Source organism: Paraburkholderia sp. (assembly GCF_035656215.1).
Classification (GTDB): Bacteria; Pseudomonadota; Gammaproteobacteria; order Burkholderiales; family Burkholderiaceae; genus Paraburkholderia.
In genome coordinates this window covers 20,226-38,323 of sequence record NZ_DASRSY010000150.1, presented here as the reverse complement: position 1 = coordinate 38,323, position 18,098 = coordinate 20,226, and the positions used below count along the sequence as shown (strand labels likewise).

General features: G+C 60.4%; 13 protein-coding genes. 2 read left to right on the top strand and 11 right to left on the bottom strand.

What is annotated here, in order from left to right; all coding sequences use genetic code 11:
* Nucleotides 1-196 precede the first annotated feature (196 nt).
* The 11 genes from VFE81_RS08790 to VFE81_RS08740 all read right to left on the bottom strand — a co-directional run bounded on the left by VFE81_RS08790 (nt 197) and on the right by VFE81_RS08740 (nt 11,648).
* Entirely contained in the window at nt 197-874 is a 678-nt protein-coding gene (locus VFE81_RS08790) for a glutathione S-transferase (RefSeq protein ID WP_325044220.1), read from the bottom strand.
* A 114-nt stretch (nt 875-988) separates the two neighbouring features.
* Nucleotides 989-2,212 (bottom strand): dienelactone hydrolase family protein, encoded by a 1,224-nt coding sequence (locus VFE81_RS08785; RefSeq protein WP_325044219.1) that lies wholly within the window; start codon nt 2,210-2,212, stop codon nt 989-991.
* A gap of 84 nt (nt 2,213-2,296) precedes the next feature.
* Nucleotides 2,297-3,937 carry an AMP-binding protein gene (locus VFE81_RS08780; protein ID WP_325044225.1) on the bottom strand — a complete coding sequence of 547 codons (1,641 nt, stop codon included), beginning with the start codon at nt 3,935-3,937 and terminating at the stop codon, nt 2,297-2,299.
* Between the two features lie 71 nt (nt 3,938-4,008).
* Nucleotides 4,009-4,404, bottom strand: a complete 396-nt coding sequence (locus tag VFE81_RS08775; RefSeq protein WP_325044218.1) for a RidA family protein — start codon at nt 4,402-4,404, stop codon at nt 4,009-4,011.
* Nucleotides 4,401-4,844 (bottom strand): thioesterase family protein, encoded by a 444-nt coding sequence (locus tag VFE81_RS08770; protein ID WP_325044217.1) that lies wholly within the window; start codon nt 4,842-4,844, stop codon nt 4,401-4,403. The genes VFE81_RS08775 and VFE81_RS08770 overlap by 4 nt, the downstream gene beginning before the upstream one ends.
* Nucleotides 4,841-6,031 (bottom strand): acyl-CoA dehydrogenase family protein, encoded by a 1,191-nt coding sequence (locus VFE81_RS08765; protein ID WP_325044224.1) that lies wholly within the window; start codon nt 6,029-6,031, stop codon nt 4,841-4,843. Before VFE81_RS08765 ends, VFE81_RS08770 begins: the two co-directional genes overlap by 4 nt.
* A 28-nt stretch (nt 6,032-6,059) precedes the next feature.
* On the bottom strand, nt 6,060-6,911 hold the full coding sequence (locus tag VFE81_RS08760) for an enoyl-CoA hydratase family protein (protein WP_325044216.1): 852 nt from the start codon (nt 6,909-6,911) through the stop codon (nt 6,060-6,062).
* 26 nt (nt 6,912-6,937) lie between these two features.
* The gene (locus VFE81_RS08755; RefSeq protein WP_325044215.1) at nt 6,938-7,495 is read right to left on the bottom strand and encodes a MarR family transcriptional regulator; all 558 of its coding nucleotides are present in this window, start codon (nt 7,493-7,495) and stop codon (nt 6,938-6,940) included.
* Nucleotides 7,492-8,265, bottom strand: coding sequence for an SDR family NAD(P)-dependent oxidoreductase (locus VFE81_RS08750; RefSeq protein ID WP_325044214.1), 774 nt, complete (start codon nt 8,263-8,265; stop codon nt 7,492-7,494). Before VFE81_RS08750 ends, VFE81_RS08755 begins: the two co-directional genes overlap by 4 nt.
* Nucleotides 8,262-10,634 (bottom strand): bifunctional salicylyl-CoA 5-hydroxylase/oxidoreductase, encoded by a 2,373-nt coding sequence (locus VFE81_RS08745; protein WP_325044213.1) that lies wholly within the window; start codon nt 10,632-10,634, stop codon nt 8,262-8,264. Before VFE81_RS08745 ends, VFE81_RS08750 begins: the two co-directional genes overlap by 4 nt.
* 294 nt (nt 10,635-10,928) lie before the next feature.
* A complete protein-coding gene (locus VFE81_RS08740; protein WP_325044212.1) occupies nt 10,929-11,648 on the bottom strand; it encodes a Crp/Fnr family transcriptional regulator in 720 nt (239 codons plus the stop codon).
* Between the two features lie 232 nt (nt 11,649-11,880).
* Between VFE81_RS08740 and VFE81_RS08735 the strand changes: the two genes are divergently transcribed.
* Together VFE81_RS08735 and VFE81_RS08730 are read left to right on the top strand one after the other, a co-directional pair.
* Nucleotides 11,881-15,918, top strand: a complete 4,038-nt coding sequence (locus tag VFE81_RS08735; RefSeq protein ID WP_325044211.1) for a CheR family methyltransferase — start codon at nt 11,881-11,883, stop codon at nt 15,916-15,918.
* Nucleotides 15,919-16,147: 229 nt separating this feature from the next.
* Nucleotides 16,148-18,082 carry a putative bifunctional diguanylate cyclase/phosphodiesterase gene (locus VFE81_RS08730; protein WP_325044210.1) on the top strand — a complete coding sequence of 645 codons (1,935 nt, stop codon included), beginning with the start codon at nt 16,148-16,150 and terminating at the stop codon, nt 18,080-18,082.
* The last annotated feature ends 16 nt before the right edge of the window (nt 18,083-18,098 follow it).

Here is an 18,098-nt window from a genome sequence, read left to right as displayed (position 1 = left end):
ACCTCTGTAATGCGGTAACCAACCCGCGGATATCAGTGCGATCCACCGTCGAGACTTACTGCTACGCCGCCTCCAGGAAATTTATGCACCCACCAGAGGAAAACGAAAACCGATCCCGATTGACACGGAAAGTCATATCAGGCCTAGCACCCGCGACTTTCGACCCACAACTACGAATTCCTGGGCGGCGTCGCCGTCAATCGCCACCCAGCAGTTCGTACTTGCCGCCGCGCTCCAACGCCCGCTGATAAGCCGGCCGCGCGTGAATGCGCTTCAGGAATTCGACCACTGCGGGAATCTGCCCTTCCATGCCGCCGCGTGCGGTGGCGGCTTCGAGCGGAAAACTCATCTGAACGTCAGCCGCCGTGAAATCACTGCCGACGAACCAGCCAGTCGTGCTCAGTTCCTTGTTGATGTAGCCGAGGTGCAGCTTCAACTGCGGATCGACGAAGCTCGATTGCAGTGTCGACGCGATCTTGCGGGCAATCGGCTTGGCAAAGAACGGCATCGGCGCGCTGGCAATGCGCAGGGCGACCAGTTTGAGCAGCAGCGGCGGCATCGCCGAGCCTTCCGCATAATGCAGCCAGTAGGTGTAACGCAGCCGATCCGGCGTGCCCGCAGTGGGCGCAAAGCGGCCTTGACCGTACTTGTCGACCAGATACTCGATGATTGCGCCGGATTCTGCGAGGGTCTGGCCGTCGTCGGTAATGACGGGCGACTTGCCGAGCGGATGCACCGCGCGCAATTCGGGCGGCGCCAGCATCGTTTTCGGGTCACGCTCGTAGCGCTTGATCTCGTACGGAACGCCGAGTTCTTCGAGCAGCCACAACACGCGTTGCGAGCGGGAGTTGTTCAGATGATGGACGATCAGCATGGGTCGAAGGACGGTGGGCTGTGAAGAGTCACATCATAGGGATGTTGTGCTGAGGAGTGGCTCTAGTTGCTCGCCCCTGGCTAAACATCACACCCGGGCGTTACACCCTGTACTTCACACCCGCGACTTCGCGCCCATCAACTGATTCGACGGCAACGTCTCATCGAGCAGCTTGCGCGCGCTTTCGATGCCGGCCACCGGCAGTCCCTCGGGATTCAGCAAGCCGACCTGCACCAGCACCGATGCCTGATCCCAATAGATGTGCTCGTTGTACAGCTTGTCGCCGCGAAAGCACACCACCGCCAGCATTGGCACTTCGAAATATTTACCGGTTGGCGCGACGCCGGGCAGCAACCAGTCGATTTCGCAGCTATGCGTGCAGCTGAAAATGAATTCGTCGACGATGCGATCCGCGCCGATCGTGCGTGAGATCGGAATCAGCTTCGTATCGGCGGGATTCGAATTGACGAAGTGATGCGTATAGAAACGCTTGAGATTGTCATGCCCCACGCCGCCTGTCATGGTGGGCACATGATTGACGTAGGGTTGCGCGACCATGGTCGGCATGACGGCATCGACGTCGCGCGTGGCGAACTCGTAGTAGCAATGTGCTTCCCACAACGCGTTCAGATCGTAGACCGGTCCCAGCACTTTGCGCAGCAAGGCGAGCGTGCGCGAATAGGCCATCATCGTGGCGGGTTTGTCGTACTGCGGGCGCGATGGCGCGGCGAATGCATGATCGCAACCCGGGTACACGTATTGCTCGATCTGTGGACGCGTACGCAATGCGGCGCTGATCCGCTCGCGCGTTTCGGGCGGACAGTGCGCGTCGTTTTCGGGGAAATGGAATACCATTGGACAGCGCACGGCCGGTACTTCATGCAGATACGCTTCGAGACCGACGCCGTAGTAGCCGACCGCACAGTCCACGTCAGTACGTGCCGCACTCAGAAACGCGAGTTTGCCGCCGAGACAGTAACCGACTGTGCCCACCTTGCCGGCCTGCTCGGGCAAGGTGCGCAATGTCGCGACTGTTGCCGCGATATCGTCGACGGCGAGATCGATATCGAAGCGCCCGAGATAGTCGAGCGCCTGCTTCATATCGGCCTCACCATAGCCGAGCGAGATGCCCGGCTTGATCCGCCAGAACAGATCTGGCACCAGCACCACATAACCTTCTTCTGCGAATCGGTCGGCCATCGACTTCATTGTCTCGTTGATGCCAAAAATCTCCTGCAGCAGGACGAGCCCCGGGCCCGAGCCTTGCGCCGGACGTGCGACGTAGGCATTGAAACGGCCGCCATCCTGGGCGACGACTTCGACGAAAGAGGCGGCCATACGGTGTGTCTCCTGTGTCGATCGGAGTTAGCGCTTCAGCGCTTACTCCGATCCCATGCAAAATAGTTGCCGCGGAAAGAGGGGCTACACGAGTGTACGCAACTCAAAGCGTTTGAGCTTGCCGGTTTCGGTGCGCGGCAGCGAGCCGACGAAAGCGATGACGCGTGGGTATTTATACGGCGCTACGCTATTTTTCACGAAATCTTGCAGTTGCGCGACCAGTTTGTCGTCCGGCGCATAACCTGGGTTCAGCACCACGAAGGCCTTGACGATCTGCCCCCGGGTCTCGTCGGCCACGCCGATCACGCCGCATTCGGCCACCGCGTCGTGTTGCAGCAGGACGCTTTCCACTTCCGGGCCGGAGATGTTGTAGCCGGCGGAGACGATCATGTCGTCGGCGCGGGCTTGATAAAACACGTAGCCGTCTTCGTCGAGATAGACCGAGTCGCCGGGAAGGTTCCAGCCGTCGCGGACAAACCGGCTTTGCCGTTCGTCGGCCAGATAACGACAGCCCGTCGGCCCGCGTACCGCGAGTTTGCCGATCGTGCCGGGCGCAACGGGTTGCATGGCGTCATCCACGGCTTGCACGATGTAGCCCGGCACCGCGCGGCCAATGGCGTGCGGACGAATCTCGTCGCCTTGCGCTGAGATGAAAATGTGGATCAGTTCCGTGCCGCCGATCCCGTCGATCAAGTCGATGCCGCTTGCGTCGTGCCAAAGACGGCGCGTCGAATCCGGCAACGCTTCTCCCGCCGATACCGTTTTCTTCAGGCTTGAAACGTCGTGATGCGCAACGAGCGGCGCCATTTGCCGATAGAACGTCGGCGCGGTGAACATGACCGTTGCGTGAAAGTGTTCGACCGTTTGCAGCAAGGTCTCGGGCGTGAGCCGCTCGATCAGCACCGTCGACGCACCCACTCGCAGCGGAAAGCACAGCAGGCCGCCAAGGCCGAATGTGAAGGCGAGCGGTGGCGTGCCGCAGAAAATATCGCTCGATGAAGGTTTTAAAACATGACGCGGAAACAGATCGCACATCGCCAGGACGTCGCGATGGAAATGCATGCAGCCCTTCGGCGCGCCTGTCGTGCCGCTGGTGAAGGCGATCAGGCAGACGTCGTCAGCGGCGGTGTCGCAGGCGGTGAAGTGGTCCGGTTTATTGATCGCGAGGGTGTCGAGCGAATCGGCGGAATCGTCATGAAACAGGCGTGTTTGCTTCAGGCCCGCGCAGTAGAACTCGTCTTGCGGGTTGTTGCATCGCGCGAGTTCATCGGTCAGGCGCGCGTCGCATAGCGCGGCGCTGACCTGTGCCTTTTCGATGATCTGCTTGAGTTCTTTCGCACGCAGCAGCGGCATGGTGGGCACTACCACGAGGCCGGCCTTCAGCGCGGCGAGCGCCGTCACAGCCATATGCAACGTGTTCGGTCCGCGCAGCAGCACGCGGTTACCCGGCTGCAAACCCATTTCGTCGACCAGCACATGCGCGCTGCGATTGACGAGCGCAAGCAGTTCACCGTAGGTGGTTGCCTGCGGCTTCCCCTCTACGTCCGACCAGATCGCCGGATGATCGCGATGGCCGGCTTCGATGGTCGCGTCGAGTAGTTCCGTCGCGCAATTGAAGCGCGCCGGGTAGGCAACGTCCGGGTTGTCGAGCAGAAAGACAGGCCATTGATCCTGCGGCGGCAGATTGTCGCGCGCGAAGGTATCGACGTGTGCTGACGGTTCCATCATGGTCTCCCCGGGCGTTGAGCCGGCTGAATGCGCTTCGGTTGGCTTGGTGGGTTTCGTGTTTCGTGTGCTTACTGGGGAATCACTGCCGTGGCTTCGATTTCGACCTTGGCTTCGTCTTCGATCAATGCAACCACCTGTACCGCGCTCATCGCGATGTCGTAGTCGCCGATCAGTTCGCGAAACGCTCGGCCGATGTCTTTCAGCGCGGCGAGGTACTCGCGCTTGTCCGTGACGTACCACGTCATGCGGACCAGATGCTCGGGTGTGCCGCCTGCGGCGTGCAGTACGGCGACTACGTTCTTGAGCGCCTGGATGGCTTGCTGCGCGAAGTCGGTGGTCTGAAAGCGCGCCTGTTCATCCCAGCCGATCTGGCCGGCGATGAACACTTGCGTACCGGTTGCCGCGACCCCGTTCGCGTAGCCGCGCGGCTGGATCCAACCGGCGGGGAGGAGAGCTTTTTTCATGAGCGATGCGCCTCGATAGATTCGGGCTGTGGGGCGAACATCGCGAGCGCGCTCGCGATGTCGTCGGGAATATCGATGGATGTGCCGCTTTCGAGCGATGTCGTGACCAGTACCTGTTTTGCGTTGAAGCGAGTTTCGTCGCCGTGCTGGCCGACGATCTCGATGCTGATCGAGCGGCGCCCCACCTTCGTGACGTTGAGTGCCAGCGTGATCGTTTCGCCCATCTGGCTCGGCCGCGAAAACTCGCAATCGAGTTTGACGATCGGCAAGCCGATACGACGTTGCGCGATCATCTGCGCATAGTCGATATGCAGGGCTTCGTTGAACCAGTCTTCGACCAGCGCGTTGGTCATCACCAGATATTGCGGAAAAAACACGATGCCGGCGGGATCGCAGTGCTGAAAGCGGATGCGGACCGGTCTTTGAAAGGTCGTGTTCATTTCGCTGCGTCCTTGATGGTTTCCGCAGCGTGGGCCTTCAGGAGGTCGCGGCCGACAATTAACTGCTGCACTTCAGTCGCGCCTTCATAGATCCGCAATGCACGAATCTCGCGGTACAGCATCTCGACGGGGGTGCCGCTTTGCACCCCCATGCCGCCATAGAGTTGCACGGCGGCGTCGATCACCTGTTGCGCGCCTTCGCTTGCGTGCCACTTGGCCATTGCGGCTTCACGCGTGACGCTTTCGCCCTGATCGCGCAGCCAGGCTGCGCGATAGACCAGCAATGCGCTGCTGTCGATCGTCAATGCCATCTGGGCGAGCTTGGCTTGCGTTAGCTGAAAATCGCCGAGCGTCTGTCCGAACATCTTGCGCGACGACGCACGCGAGAGACCTTCAGCCATGGCATGCCGTGCAAAGCCCAAGGACGCAGCCGCCACCGACGTGCGGAAAATATCCAGCGTACGCATCGCGAGTTTGAAACCCTCGCCCGGTGCGCCGAGCATCTGACTGCGCGGCACGCGTGCGCCGGCAAAATGCAAACGCGCCAGCGGATGCGGCGCGATCACGTCGATGCGTTCGGCGATTTCCAGACCCGGCGTGTCGGCATCGACGATGAAGGCGGTGATGCCGCGTGCGCCGGGCGCTTCGCCGGTTCTGGCGAACACTACGTAGAAATCGGCGATACCGCCGTTTGAGATCCACGTCTTGTCGCCGTCGAGGATGTAGGCGTCGCCGTCTTCGCGTGCTGAGAGGGACATCGCGGCGACGTCCGAGCCAGCTTCCGGTTCCGACAAGGCGAAGGCGGCGATGGCCGTACCGTTTGCCACACGCGGCAAGTAGCGCGTCTTTTGCTCATGTGTGCCGCCGAGCGAGATCGCGCCTGAGCCGAGTCCTTGCATCGCCAACGCGAAATCCGCGAGACCGGAATGCCTGGCGAGGGTTTCGCGCAGCAGGCAGACGGCGCGTGTGTCGATGGTGTCGCCGTTGCCGCCATAGGCAACGCCGCCGACACCGTATTTCAGCCAGCCTGCCGCGCCGAGTTCACGGACCAGGTGGCGGCAGGCCGCATCGACGTCGTCGTGCTCTACGTGTGAGAGATTCGCGCGGCACCATGCTTCGATACCCGCAGCCAGTTCGCGATGGCCGGGTTCGAAGAACGGCCAGGCCAGCGCGCTGTGCAGATCCATATCGCTTTTATCGCTGTGAGTGCTCAACTCAATCTCCTTCGAACACCGGGCGCGACTTCGCGGCAAACGCGCTATACGCACGTTCGAAATCGCGCGTGCTCATGCAGATTGCCTGTGCTTGTGCTTCCGATTCGATCGCTTCGTCGATGCTCATGCTCCATTCCTGGTGCAGCATCTTCTTCGTGATGCCGTGCGCGAACGTCGGACCGGCGACGAGATCAGCGGCAAGCTTTTGTGCGTCCGCGAGGAGCGCCGCCGGTTCGCAGAGTCGGTTATAGAAACCCCAGGCGTGGCCTTCGTCGCCACTCGCCGAGCGGCCGGTGAACAGCAATTCGGCGGCGCGTCCCTGACCGATGATGCGCGGCAGGATTGCGCAAGCGCCCATATCGCAGCCCGCCAGACCGACACGCGAGAACAGAAACGCGAGCTTGCTGCGCGCGGTGCCCAGGCGCATGTCGGACGACATCGCGAGAATCGCGCCGGCACCGGCGCAGACGCCGTCGACCGCGGCAATGATGGGCTGCGGGCAGTGGCGCATTGCTTTGACCAGATCGCCGGTCATGCGCGTGAACAGCAGCAGTTCCGGCATCGGCAGATCGATCAGTGGCGCGATGATGTCATGCACGTCGCCGCCGGAGCAGAAGTTCTCGCCTGCGCCGTGTATCACGACCGCTTTTACGTCAGTCGCATAGGCAAGTTGGCGGAACAGATCGCGCAACTCCGCATACGATTCGAACGTCAGCGGGTTTTTGCGTTCGGGGCGGTTCAGCGTGATCGTCGCGACCTTGTCGGCGACCGACCAGCCGAAGTGCCGCGCCTCGTAACCGGCGAGCGTCAAGCGGTTGCCGGCCAGTAGCGCGTCGGCGTTGGATCGTGTCATGAATGTCTCCAGCGGTTTTGTGCGAATCAGTCTTTCAGACTGTCCAGCAGATGTTTCTTAAGTTTGCCGAGGCGCTGATGGGTCCGCGATTTTTCATCGAGACTCAGGCCGCCAAACAGTTCGACGACCCATTGCTCATGCGCGACTGCCATCTTGTCGAACGCCTTTCGACCAGTGGGCGTGAGGCACACGCTGATCGAACGGCGGTCGTTCGGATCGGTGTCGCGCGACACCAGCCCTTCTTTTTCGAGCTGATCCGTGATGCCGGTCACGTTGCCGCCCGTCACCATCAAACGGCGCGACAGTTCGGTCATCTTCAGACCCTCCGGATGACGTTCAAGCTGCGCCATCAAATCGAAGCGCGGCAGCGTGGTGTCGAATTCGTTGCGCAATCGCTTGCGCAGCTCGGCTTGCACGAGGTTGGTCGTGGTCAGCATCCGCAGCCACAAACGCAGGCCCATGTGGCTATCGGCGCCGGTGCTCATTTCCAGATCCACGACGTTCTCCGCTGGTTTGGCAACGCCCTTACGCGGCGGCTTGACTTCGACCGATGAGGACCTCTTGATGTTCGGCGACTTGGTCACATTACTTCTCCACCGGAGATGGAAATCGATTGGCCCGTGATTGCGTCCGAACCAGGTTGGCAGAGCCATAGCACCGCATTGGCAACCTGTTCCGGACTCACGAAACGATGTTGTGGATTCGAGCGAAGCAAGGTTTCGCGCGCCTGTTGTTCGGTGCGCGAGGTCTTGCTGGTGATCTGTTCGAGCGATGCGTGCAGGAGTTCGGTCTCCGTGTAGCCGGGACACACGGCATTGACGGTGATGCCTTTCGTCGCCACTTCCAGCGCGAGTGATCGCGTCAGACCGATCACCCCGTGTTTCGCGGCGCAGTACGCCGCGACGTAGGCATAGCCGATTTGCCCTGCCGTACTCGCGACATTGACGATGCGGCCGTGGCCACGTTCGAGCATGCCGGGTAATACGGCGCGCGTGCCGAGGAACACGCCCGTGAGGTTCACGTCGAGCATGCGCTGCCAGAGCGCCATGTCGGTGTGCGCGAACGGCGCAGCTTGCGCCTGACCGGCGTTGTTGACGAGGATATCGATTGCGCCGGCCTGTGCGAATGCTTTCTCGACAGATTCTTCGTCAGCCACGTCGACGCTGATACAGGCGACCTCGCCGAGTCCGTTGAAAATTTCCCGCTGCGTATCGAGACGTTGTGCGTTGCGTCCCATCAAGGTGACGCGAGCGCCGGCACGCAACAGCGCTTCGGCTACTGCCGCGCCAATGCCGCTGCCCCCGCCGGTGACCACCGCATGCTGTCCCGCGAGCGTTCTGATGGACGTATTCACGTGGTTCCCTCCGCACGTTGCGCGCGTTCCTGTGGCGACAGACCGGCATTCGCCGCAACCTGGGCACGCTCACGTTCGAGATTGCGTTCGAGTTGCGACTTAGCTGCCGTATAAGGCTTCGGCCACATCACGTCGAAATAGCCGATTTTTGCGGCTTCATTCAGCGTCCACGACGGATTCGCCAGATGCGGGCGCGCAATCGCGCAGAGATCCGCACGGCCCGCTGCGATGATGCTGTTCACGTGATCCGCTTCCGAGATCGCGCCAACGGCGATCGTTGCGATACCGGCCTCGTTGCGTACACGATCGGCGAATGGCGTCTGGAACATGCGGCCATACACGGGCTTTTCCTGCTTACTGACCTGGCCCGACGAGACGTCGATCATGTCGGCGCCTGCCGCTTTGAAGGCACTTGCGATCTGCACAGCGTCGTCGGGCGTGGTGCCGCCTTCGACCCAGTCGTTAGCGGAAATACGCACGGAAATCGGCTTGTCTTGCGGCCAGACCGCGCGGATCGCCTTGAAGACCTGCAACGGATAGCGCAGACGATTTTCGAGCGGACCGCCGTATTCGTCGGTGCGCTGGTTGGTCAACGGCGACAGGAAGCTCGACAGAAAGTAACCGTGTGCGCAATGCAGTTCGAGCCAATCGAAGCCTGCTTCTGCGGACATTTGCGTGGCGCGTACGAATTGCGCCTCTATTTCGTTCAGTTCGTCTCGAGTGGCTTCGTGCGAATATTGACTGACACCGCTCAAATATTGCTGCGACGAAGCGGACGCGAGCGGCCAGTTATCTTCGTCAAGCGGCTGATCGATGCCTTCCCACGCGATACGTGTGGAGCCCTTCGCACCGGAGTGCCCCAGCTGAATACCGATCTTCGCGTCCGACTGACTGTGCACGAGGTCGACGATACGCTTCCACGCCGTGAGATGTTCCGGTGCGTACATGCCGGGACAGGCGGGCGTGATGCGTGCTTCGGGCGACACGCAGGTCATTTCCGTCATGACCAGCCCGGCGCCACCCATTGCACGGGCACCGAGATGCATCAGGTGATAGTCACCGGCAATGCCGTCGACGGCGGAGTATTGCGCCATCGGCGAGACGACCACGCGGTTTTTCAGCGTGACGCCACGCAACGTGAAGGGCGTGAACATCGGCGGAACGGAGTGTTTTTCAGGCGCGCGGTCAACGCCTGAGCGGTGGGCGAGCCAGTCTTCGAATGTCGAGAGATAACCTGCGTCACGCTCACGCAAATTCTCGTGCGAAATGCGCTGCGAGCGCGTCAGCAGCGAATACGCGAACTGTTCCGGCTCGAACGACGTATAGCGATCGACATGCTCGAACCATTCCGTCGAATTGCGCGCGGCGTTCTGAATGCGCAATACGTCGATGCTGCGGACATCCGTGTAGTGCTTCAACGCAGCGGGCAAATCACCTGGATGCGCGCCGATGCTGTTGGCAAGCTCGATCGAATCTTCGAGTGCGAGCTTGGTGCCCGAGCCGATCGAGAAATGCGCGGTGTGCGCCGCGTCGCCCATCAGCACGATCGGTGTTTGCATGCCGTCGGCGTTGCCGCGCCAATGCACCCATTCCTCGTTGACAACGCGCGGGAAGCGGATCCATTGCGACGACCCGCGCAAATGCGCTGCGTTCGATAGCAACGCGTTGCCGTCCAGATACTTGGCGAACAGCTTCTCGCAGAACGCGATGCTGTCTTCCTTGCTCATTTCGTCGAGACCGGCGGCGCGCCACACGCGCTCCGGTGTTTCCACAATGAAGGTGGAGGTCTGATCGTCGAAGCGATAGGCGTGGGCCTGGAACCAGCCGAACTCGGTTTCTTCGAAGGCGAAGGTGAAAGCGTCGAAGAGCTTTTTAGTGCCGAGCCAGACGAAGCGGCAATCGCGCATGTCGATGGCGGGCTTGTAGGTGGCGGTGTGCTTCTGACGGATTGCGCTGTTGGCGCCGTCACAGGCGACGATCAGGTCGGCTTCGTAGGTTGTGTCGTCCGTGACCTGGGTTTCGAAAACCAGTTTGACGCCCAGTTCTTCACAGCGCGCCTGCAGGATATTCAGCAGACGTTTGCGGCCAATGCCGCAGAAGCCGTGACCCGACGAGCGAATCTGCCTGCCGCGGAAATTGATCTCGATGTCGTCCCAGTGATTGAAGGCGTCGAGGATCGCGTCCGCGCTCGGGGCGTCGGCGGCGCGCAGGTTGCCGAGCGTCTGGTCGGAGAACACGACGCCCCAGCCGAAGGTGTCGTAAGGGCGGTTGCGTTCGATCACCGTGACGTCATACGCCGGGTTCCGGCCCTTCATTAACAGGCCGAAGTACAACCCTGCCGGGCCGCCGCCGATACAGACGATGCGCATGCTGACTCTCCCACGTAGACTTTGCTCTGGAATGTAATTTAGGCTTCGATAGTTTAGATGTCAAGTAAATGGTGGGCGGAGTTGGCGTGCGGGTCATCACTGACCAGAAGAAATAAAGTCGGTCATGAAAGAAAAAAGTCTGTCACGCTTGGTTGCGCTATGTGCGACGGCCGCTCGCAATTGATGCGCCGTCCCTTGTCGAGGAGTAGTGAGCTCTCGATGTCACAAAGCGGTCGCGCCAAGGTTGATCTGTAATGGAAGAGCGGGCCCCCAACTGCGTGGAAGTTGGACCTGTCACAGCGCCTTCACATCAGGCAGCAGTCTTTCGCACTCTCTCCTGACAACTTCATAGCACTCGCACGCACGCTTTTCGAGTCCAGGTCGGTCCAGCACTTCGATACGACCATAGCTGTAACGGATCAGCCCGGCATCCTGCAGTTTCACCGCCGCGTCTGTCACACTGGCTCGCCGGACGCCGAGCATGTTGGCGATTAATTCCTGCGTCATTATCAGTTCATTCGACGGCAGCCGATCAAGGCTATGAAGCAGCCACCGACACAGTTGCTGGTCAATTGAGTGATGCCGGTTGCACACGGCGGTCTGAGCCATCTGCGTGATCAGAGCCTGGGTATAGCGCAGCAACAGGCGTTGCACCGCCCCCACGCGATGGAATTCCTCTTTCAGGATGGCGGCATCCAGTCGATATGCGCGTCCGGCGCTTTGGACAACCGCCCGGCTCGGCGTGGATTCACCGCCCATGAAGAGTGCGATGCCGATCATCCCTTCGTTGCCCACGATGGCAATTGCGGCGCATGCGCCATTCTCCAGGGTATACAGCAACGAAACGATGGATGTCGCCGGGAAATAGACATGGTCGAGACGGTCGCCGGCCTCGTAGATGACCTGCCCCAACGAAAGGTCCACTGGCACCAGATGCGGAGCGACGCGAGTCCATTCCGCCTCGTCCAGCACGGAGAGCAGGTGATTCCCGTTCCGATGATCTTCCTTCAACATTTGCCAGATCCCTCGCAGACCGTCAGGAAACCACACTACACCACATCGCTTCGCCGACTTCGGATATTGAACAGATATTCGAGGTTCCGGGCATGATGCGTCGAACATATAGCCCATTTGCGACACCCGGCGACACCCGGCGATAGACGCGAACACCCCTCCTCCAGAAGCCCGCTCAGTGGCGGCGTAATAGGCGCTACACTGGCGTTCCAGCAGTCTTCAGCGGTGCGCCATGAATGATTCCAATAACACATCTGCTGCGCCAGAGGCGGCCGTCGCTCCCCGCATAGTTGCGATTGGCGCTTCGGCCGGCGCTCTTCACGCGCTAAGCCTGTTTTTCAGGGCGGCTTCCGCAATTCCGAACGACGTTGCCTTCGTGATCGTGGTCCACCTGGCTCCGGGCGCCGAGAGCCATCTCCCAGGGTTGCTGGCCAAGGACACGCCTTTACCCGTGTCAACAATCGAGGACGGCGCAATATTGCGCGGGGGGCACGTCTATGTTATCCCGCCGGGGGTATCCGTCGTTATCAAGCAGGACACGTTCAGACTGCGGGTCGCCGTTGAGCGACCAGCAATCCCCATGCCGATCGACGAGTTCTTCACGTCGCTGGCTGCTGATCAGCACGATCGCGCCATCGGGATCGTACTCACTGGCGCGAACGCGGACGGTTCAGCGGGCCTGAGAGCGATCAAGGCCGAGGGCGGCATGGTAATGGCGCAAACGCCTGAGACGGCCGAGCACAGCGCAATGCCGGGTCATGCGATCGCAACAGGGTTGGTGGACTACGTGCTCCCGGTCGAAAACATGCCTGTTGCCCTGTTCGATTACCTCACACGATCCAGGCCCGGGACGTTACGGACCGACGTTGATTTCACGCAGCCGGTCGATCTTGAACCGGTGCTCAGAGCGCTTGCGGCTGCCGGATCGGATTTCAGGGGCTACAAGCGGGGGACGCTTCAGCGTCGTATTGCCCGCCGCATGGCTGTCAACCGGATTGATAGTCTTGATGCGTATTGCGACGCCCTGAAAGCCTCGGTCGAGGAGGCTCAGGCGCTTAGCCTGGACATGATGATTGGCGTCACAGAGTTTTTCCGCGATCCGGATGCATGGACCGCGCTGTCCGAACGCGTGCTGAGCGTTCTGCTGGAGGAGCCGCAGAGCGAGCAGCCGGTTCGTGTATGGGTGCCGGGCTGCGCGACCGGCGAAGAGGCGTATTCGATGGCCATGCTGCTGACCGAGGAGATCGAGAAGCATCGGTCGACTCGACCGTTCATGATTCTCGCCTCTGACGTGAACCGCCAGGCGTTGGGCCGCGCACGGCAAGGCATCTATTCAGCCAGCGTGGCATCGTCGGTGGGTGAAGCGCGGCTCGAGAGATTCTTTCAGGTGCACAACGACGGATTCCAGATCCGGCAGGAAGTTCGCGAAACGGTTCTGTTCACCCCGCAGAACCTGATTGCTGATCCGCCCTTTTCCCGGGTCGATCTGATCAGTTGCCGGAACCTGCTGATCTACCTCGAGCCGGAGGCCCAGCAGCGGGTATTCGAGCTATTTCACTTCGCGCTCAATCCGAAACGCTATCTGTTTCTCGGGCGATCAGAAAGCACCGATCCCGATTCCACCCAGTTCCAGGAAGTATCGAGGGCCTGGCGTATTTACCAACGCAGTCCGGCCGTCGCCCCGGCACCCACTGGCTATCGGTTTTCCGCAAGAACGGCACGCCGCGAGGAATTCCCGCCCGCTAGCCGCGTCGGTGTCCGCAGCAAGGGTTACGCGGAGCTGGTCAACGCCACGCTACTCGAAGAGCACGATGCCGCATCGGTGCTGATCAATTCCGCCCACCAGGTGCTCTACGTGAGCGGATCGACGGACGAATACCTGACGCAACCGGCAGGTGAGCCGACCGGCAACATTCTGGACATGGCGCGCGAAGGCCTGCGCCTGAAGCTGCGAATCGTATTGCGCCGGGCGACTCAGGATCAGGCCGCCTCGCCGGTCAGTGAAGTCGTAGCTGACGGTGGTGCACCTGCGGTAAAAATCACGGTGACGCGACCGTTCGACACGACGCATGCCGGCAAGGCATTGCTTGTCATCTTTGCCAGGTTGCCGACGGCCGACCGGCCCGTATCGACAGTGCCCTCCGGCGCGGATTCCGACCTCTGGCACCTCGAGAGCGAGCTTCGCACGACGCAGGTGGAGCTCGGCAGCACGATCGAGGAACTGGAAGAGAGCAATAGCGAATTGCGGGTATCGAACGAAGAAATCCTTTCGATGAATGAGGAGTTGCGCTCCGCAAACGAAGAGCTCGAAACGTCGAAAGAGGAACTGCAGGCGGTCAATGAGCAGCTGAATGTCCTCAATTCTCAACTTGAGCAGAAGGTCCACCAGCTGGAGGTCCTCAACGAGGACGTCACGAATCTGCTGGCCAGCACGGAAATCGCGACGCTGCTTCTTGACAGGCATGGTCTGATTAAACGGTTTACCCCCAGCGCGGCAAGGATTTTAGGACTGGCACCGCCTGACATCGGACGCAGGATCGTTGAGGTCCTCGGCAACCCGCTCGGCGACGCGTTGCCGGCAGAGGTCGACCGGATACTGATGGGCGTAGACCAGCAGGTCGAGAAGGAGATCGAAACCGCGACTGCAGAATGGTATGTTCGCCGCGTTACGCCGTATATCGCGATACGCGAAGCGCTGCCTGCGGGCGTCGTGGTGACCTGGACCGATATCACCCATCTCAAGCTGTCCGACGAACACGCCCGGCGCCTTGCCGCAGTGGTTCAGGATTCGAACGACGCGGTAACGGTATTCGACCTCAAAGGCCGCTTTCTCGCCTGGAACAAGGCTGCAACCGCGATGTACGGCTACAGCGAGACCGAAGCGCTGCGCATGACTGTTTCCGATCTGATGCCACGCGGTGCCAGGCAGGATCAACTTGACTTCGTCCACCATGCTGAGCACAACGAGGCGCTGCATTCCTACGAGACGCAGCGGGTAACAAAGAGCGGTCGCGTGGTCGACATATGGCTTACGCTGTCGGTTCTGACGGACGACGGAGGCAACGCGATTGCCGTGGCATCAACCGAGCGCGATCTCGTCAACCGCAGCGTGAGCAATGCCCACCTTCGCGAGCGTGCCGAACAGCTGGCGGTCGCCGACCGGCGAAAAAACGAATTTCTGGCCATGCTCGGCCATGAACTGCGGAATCCGCTTGCAGCGCTGGTTTCTGCCGGAAATCTGCTTGCGTCGGAAACGGTTGCAGATTCGCAGAAGGACTGGGCCGCTGGCGTTATACAGAGGCAAGGTCGCGCGATGATGCATCTCGTGAACGACATGCTCGATATCACCCGGATAACGAGTGGCAATATCGAGTTGAATCGACAGACGGTTTTGCTTGGAACAATCGTCCAGAGTGCCATCGAAGTTTGTCAGCCGATCGTCGATGAGCGTCGTCATACGCTGTCCGTCTCGCTGCCGGAAGAACCTATATGGCTAAACGCGGACCCGACACGCCTGTCGCAGGTCCTCGAGAACATTGTGATCAATGCGGCGAAATACACCGCGCCGGGTGGGTCAATACAAGTGCGGGCGACCAGAATGGCTCATCGGCTATCGCTCAGCATCAAGGACAACGGGAGAGGTATTCCGTCCACGATGCTCGGGAGCCTTTTTGACATGTTTGTCCAGGGCCCCGTGTCCGATAGTCAGCGCCAGACTGGCCTGGGCGTCGGCCTGTCCGTGGCGCGGAGGCTGGTCGAGTTGCACGGCGGCTCGGTTCGGGCCATTAGCGACGGCCGGACCGGCAGTGAGTTCGTTGTCAATCTGCCGCTCGTTCCGGGAGCCGTTTTCGGGGAACAGGTCAATTCGCAGCCAGAACCGGTTGCCGTGCGACCGAAGCGGATTCTCATTATTGACGACAACGCCGACGCGAGTGAGGCCCTCGCAATGCTTCTGGCGAATGAAGGCCACGAGGTCGAGACCTGCCTGGATGGTGTTTCGGGAATCAGCGCGGCGGCAACTTTCAGCCCTGACGTCGTACTTCTCGATATCGGACTCCCCGGCATGGATGGTTACGAGGTCGCGAGAACGCTACGTGAATCCGACTCCAGTCGAAAGACGACTCTGGTAGCCGTTACCGGATATGGACTGCCGTCGGATCACCTCAGATCGGCCGAGGCCGGGTTCGACCATCATCTGACCAAGCCGGTCGACTATGAAGCCTTGATCCGGTTATTTGGCGGGGTGACGTCGGGGAAGTCACGCGCATAGCTGCCAGATCACGAAAGGAAAACACTGACACGCCCGAAACCTGTTCTCGTGGACAGTGAAAGAGATGCCCTCAGCTTCGACCGGGATTCGGCACAACATTGTTGATAAACATACGTGATGGCGTCCAAAGCAGCGCTGTGGGGTTGCTTTGGACATTTTGTTTTGTGTTTACGTAATAATCGCGAAGCGCGTCCGATTCGATCCACTAACCAGTGAAAATGTGCAGGTCATGGCTTTCAGCGAACCAAGGTCTCCATTTTTCAAGTGGGTGGTGTCCTCCGCTCAGAACCTGAGTGCCGACAACCGGCAAGTATTGCTTGCCAACCTGTTCACGCGAACCGCATCGATCGTGTTTGCGTCGATCTGCGAAATCAGTGTCTGCGCGACCGCCTATTACCTATACCCAAGAGCCCTTTACGCGTGGTGGGGCAGCGCCGTGGTCGCGCTACTGATTGCGCGTCTTGCGTTGATCTGGCTGTGCTGCCGGCGCAGCGCCCAGAATCTGCCGACCCCAACCTCAGCCTTCCTCCTTGCGAGCCTTCTCTGGGCCGTCTTATTCGGGTTCGGCAGTTTCTTGTGCAATACCAGCGGAAACCAGACGCTGTTTCTGCTCGGCAACGTTTGCGCAGTGGGCGTGATCGGCGGATTAGCCGGACGCAATGCAGGCACACCCCGGCTCGCGCTTCTGCAGATTTCGCTCATTCTCGGGCTGTTGGGTTGGGGGGCGGCGCTTTCTCCCGGCTCCGGCAAACTCGTACTGCTGTTTCAGGCGCCGTTTTGTGCGGCCGGTTTCTTCACTGTGGCATTGCGCAGTAATCGCGACACTGTTGCATTACTGCTGGCGCGGGAAAGCAGTCACCGGCTCGCTCACCAGGACAGTCTCACGGGTCTACCCAACCGCGCTCGCATTACCGAACTTCTGTTGGAGCGCACGGCGGCAGGCTCGTTACGGCAGGATCATTTATTCGCGGTTCTACTGATCGATCTCGACGGTTTCAAGGCGATCAATGACAGCCTGGGTCACGCCGCCGGCGATCAGATTCTTCAGGAGGCAGCGACTCGATTGCGTGAAGTGCTGCCGGCGGGTGACCTTGTCGGACGTCTGGCCGGCGACGAGTTCGTCGCCATTTCGGACGGCACGGCGTCCACCCGCGACGTTCGTTTGCTGGCTGAACGTATCGTCAAAACGCTGGCGCGTCCTTTTGTGTTGAGCGAGGCGTTGGTACATATCGGTGCGAGCGTGGGCATCTCGCTCTATCCGGAGCACGCCAATACAGGGCCGCAACTGCTGATTTGCGCGGACCGCGCGTTGTACGCTGTCAAACGCAGCGGCAAAAGCGCGTTCGCTATCTTCGATGCGGCCACGCATGCATCCGATGAAAGTTTAAGTCTCCTGCGTAGCGATCTGGAAGGCGCGATGCAGTCTTACAGCGATTTGCGCATGGAGTACCAGCCGATCGTCGATCTCAGCGACTACACGATTTCCGGCCGCGAGGCACTCCTTCGCTGGACGCACCCGACCCGCGGCGAGCTTTCTCCCTCCGCATTTATCCCCACTGCCGAACGTACCGGGCTCATCCTCGCCCTCGGCGGGTGGGTCTTGCTGCAGTCGTGCACGGAAGCTGCCACCTGGCGTGATGCAGTGAGCGTCGCCGTGAATGTGTCGCCGGTGCAATTGCGGGAGGAGTCGTTCGCGTCGACGGTCGCTGGGATACTTGGCAAAACGGGATTGCCGCCAGCGCGTCTGAATATCGAAGTCACGGAAACGGTGTTGTTGAGCGACGATATCGTCACCCGGCACAACATCGAAAAGCTTCGCGCGTTGGGAATCGGCCTGGCGCTCGACGACTTCGGTACCGGTTTTTCCACCATGTCGACGCTCGTGCACTTCTCATTCGACAAGCTCAAGATCGACAGTTCGTTCGTGAAAGAATCCGTGTATCGGCGCGAATCCGCTGCCATGGTTCGCGGGATTGTGGCTTTGGCGCGAGAGATCGGTATGCCGACCACGGCGGAAGGCATCGAAACGCAGGAGCAGCTGAATTTTGTGCGCGTCTGCGGATGCACACATGCTCAGGGTTTTCTTCTCGGCAAGCCGGTCAGGGGGGAGGAGATCCCGCACTTCGAAAAAGGGCTTGCTGCGCTTTCCGTGGATAAGGCTTGAGCAGCAGCGCTGAACC

Excerpts from the sequence above, each read along its gene's own strand:
- VFE81_RS08790 (WP_325044220.1), bottom strand. The coding sequence starts at position 874 with ATGCTGATCGTCCATCATCTGAACAACTCCCGCTCGCAACGCGTGTTG.
- VFE81_RS08785 (WP_325044219.1), bottom strand. The coding sequence starts at position 2,212 with ATGGCCGCCTCTTTCGTCGAAGTCGTCGCCCAGGATGGCGGCCGTTTC.
- VFE81_RS08780 (WP_325044225.1), bottom strand. The coding sequence starts at position 3,937 with ATGGAACCGTCAGCACACGTCGATACCTTCGCGCGCGACAATCTGCCG.
- VFE81_RS08775 (WP_325044218.1), bottom strand. The coding sequence starts at position 4,404 with ATGAAAAAAGCTCTCCTCCCCGCCGGTTGGATCCAGCCGCGCGGCTAC.
- VFE81_RS08770 (WP_325044217.1), bottom strand. The coding sequence starts at position 4,844 with ATGAACACGACCTTTCAAAGACCGGTCCGCATCCGCTTTCAGCACTGC.
- VFE81_RS08765 (WP_325044224.1), bottom strand. The coding sequence starts at position 6,031 with ATGGATCTGCACAGCGCGCTGGCCTGGCCGTTCTTCGAACCCGGCCAT.
- VFE81_RS08760 (WP_325044216.1), bottom strand. The coding sequence starts at position 6,911 with ATGACACGATCCAACGCCGACGCGCTACTGGCCGGCAACCGCTTGACG.
- VFE81_RS08745 (WP_325044213.1), bottom strand. The coding sequence starts at position 10,634 with ATGCGCATCGTCTGTATCGGCGGCGGCCCGGCAGGGTTGTACTTCGGC.
- VFE81_RS08740 (WP_325044212.1), bottom strand. The coding sequence starts at position 11,648 with ATGTTGAAGGAAGATCATCGGAACGGGAATCACCTGCTCTCCGTGCTG.
- VFE81_RS08735 (WP_325044211.1), top strand. The coding sequence starts at position 11,881 with ATGAATGATTCCAATAACACATCTGCTGCGCCAGAGGCGGCCGTCGCT.
- VFE81_RS08730 (WP_325044210.1), top strand. The coding sequence starts at position 16,148 with ATGGCTTTCAGCGAACCAAGGTCTCCATTTTTCAAGTGGGTGGTGTCC.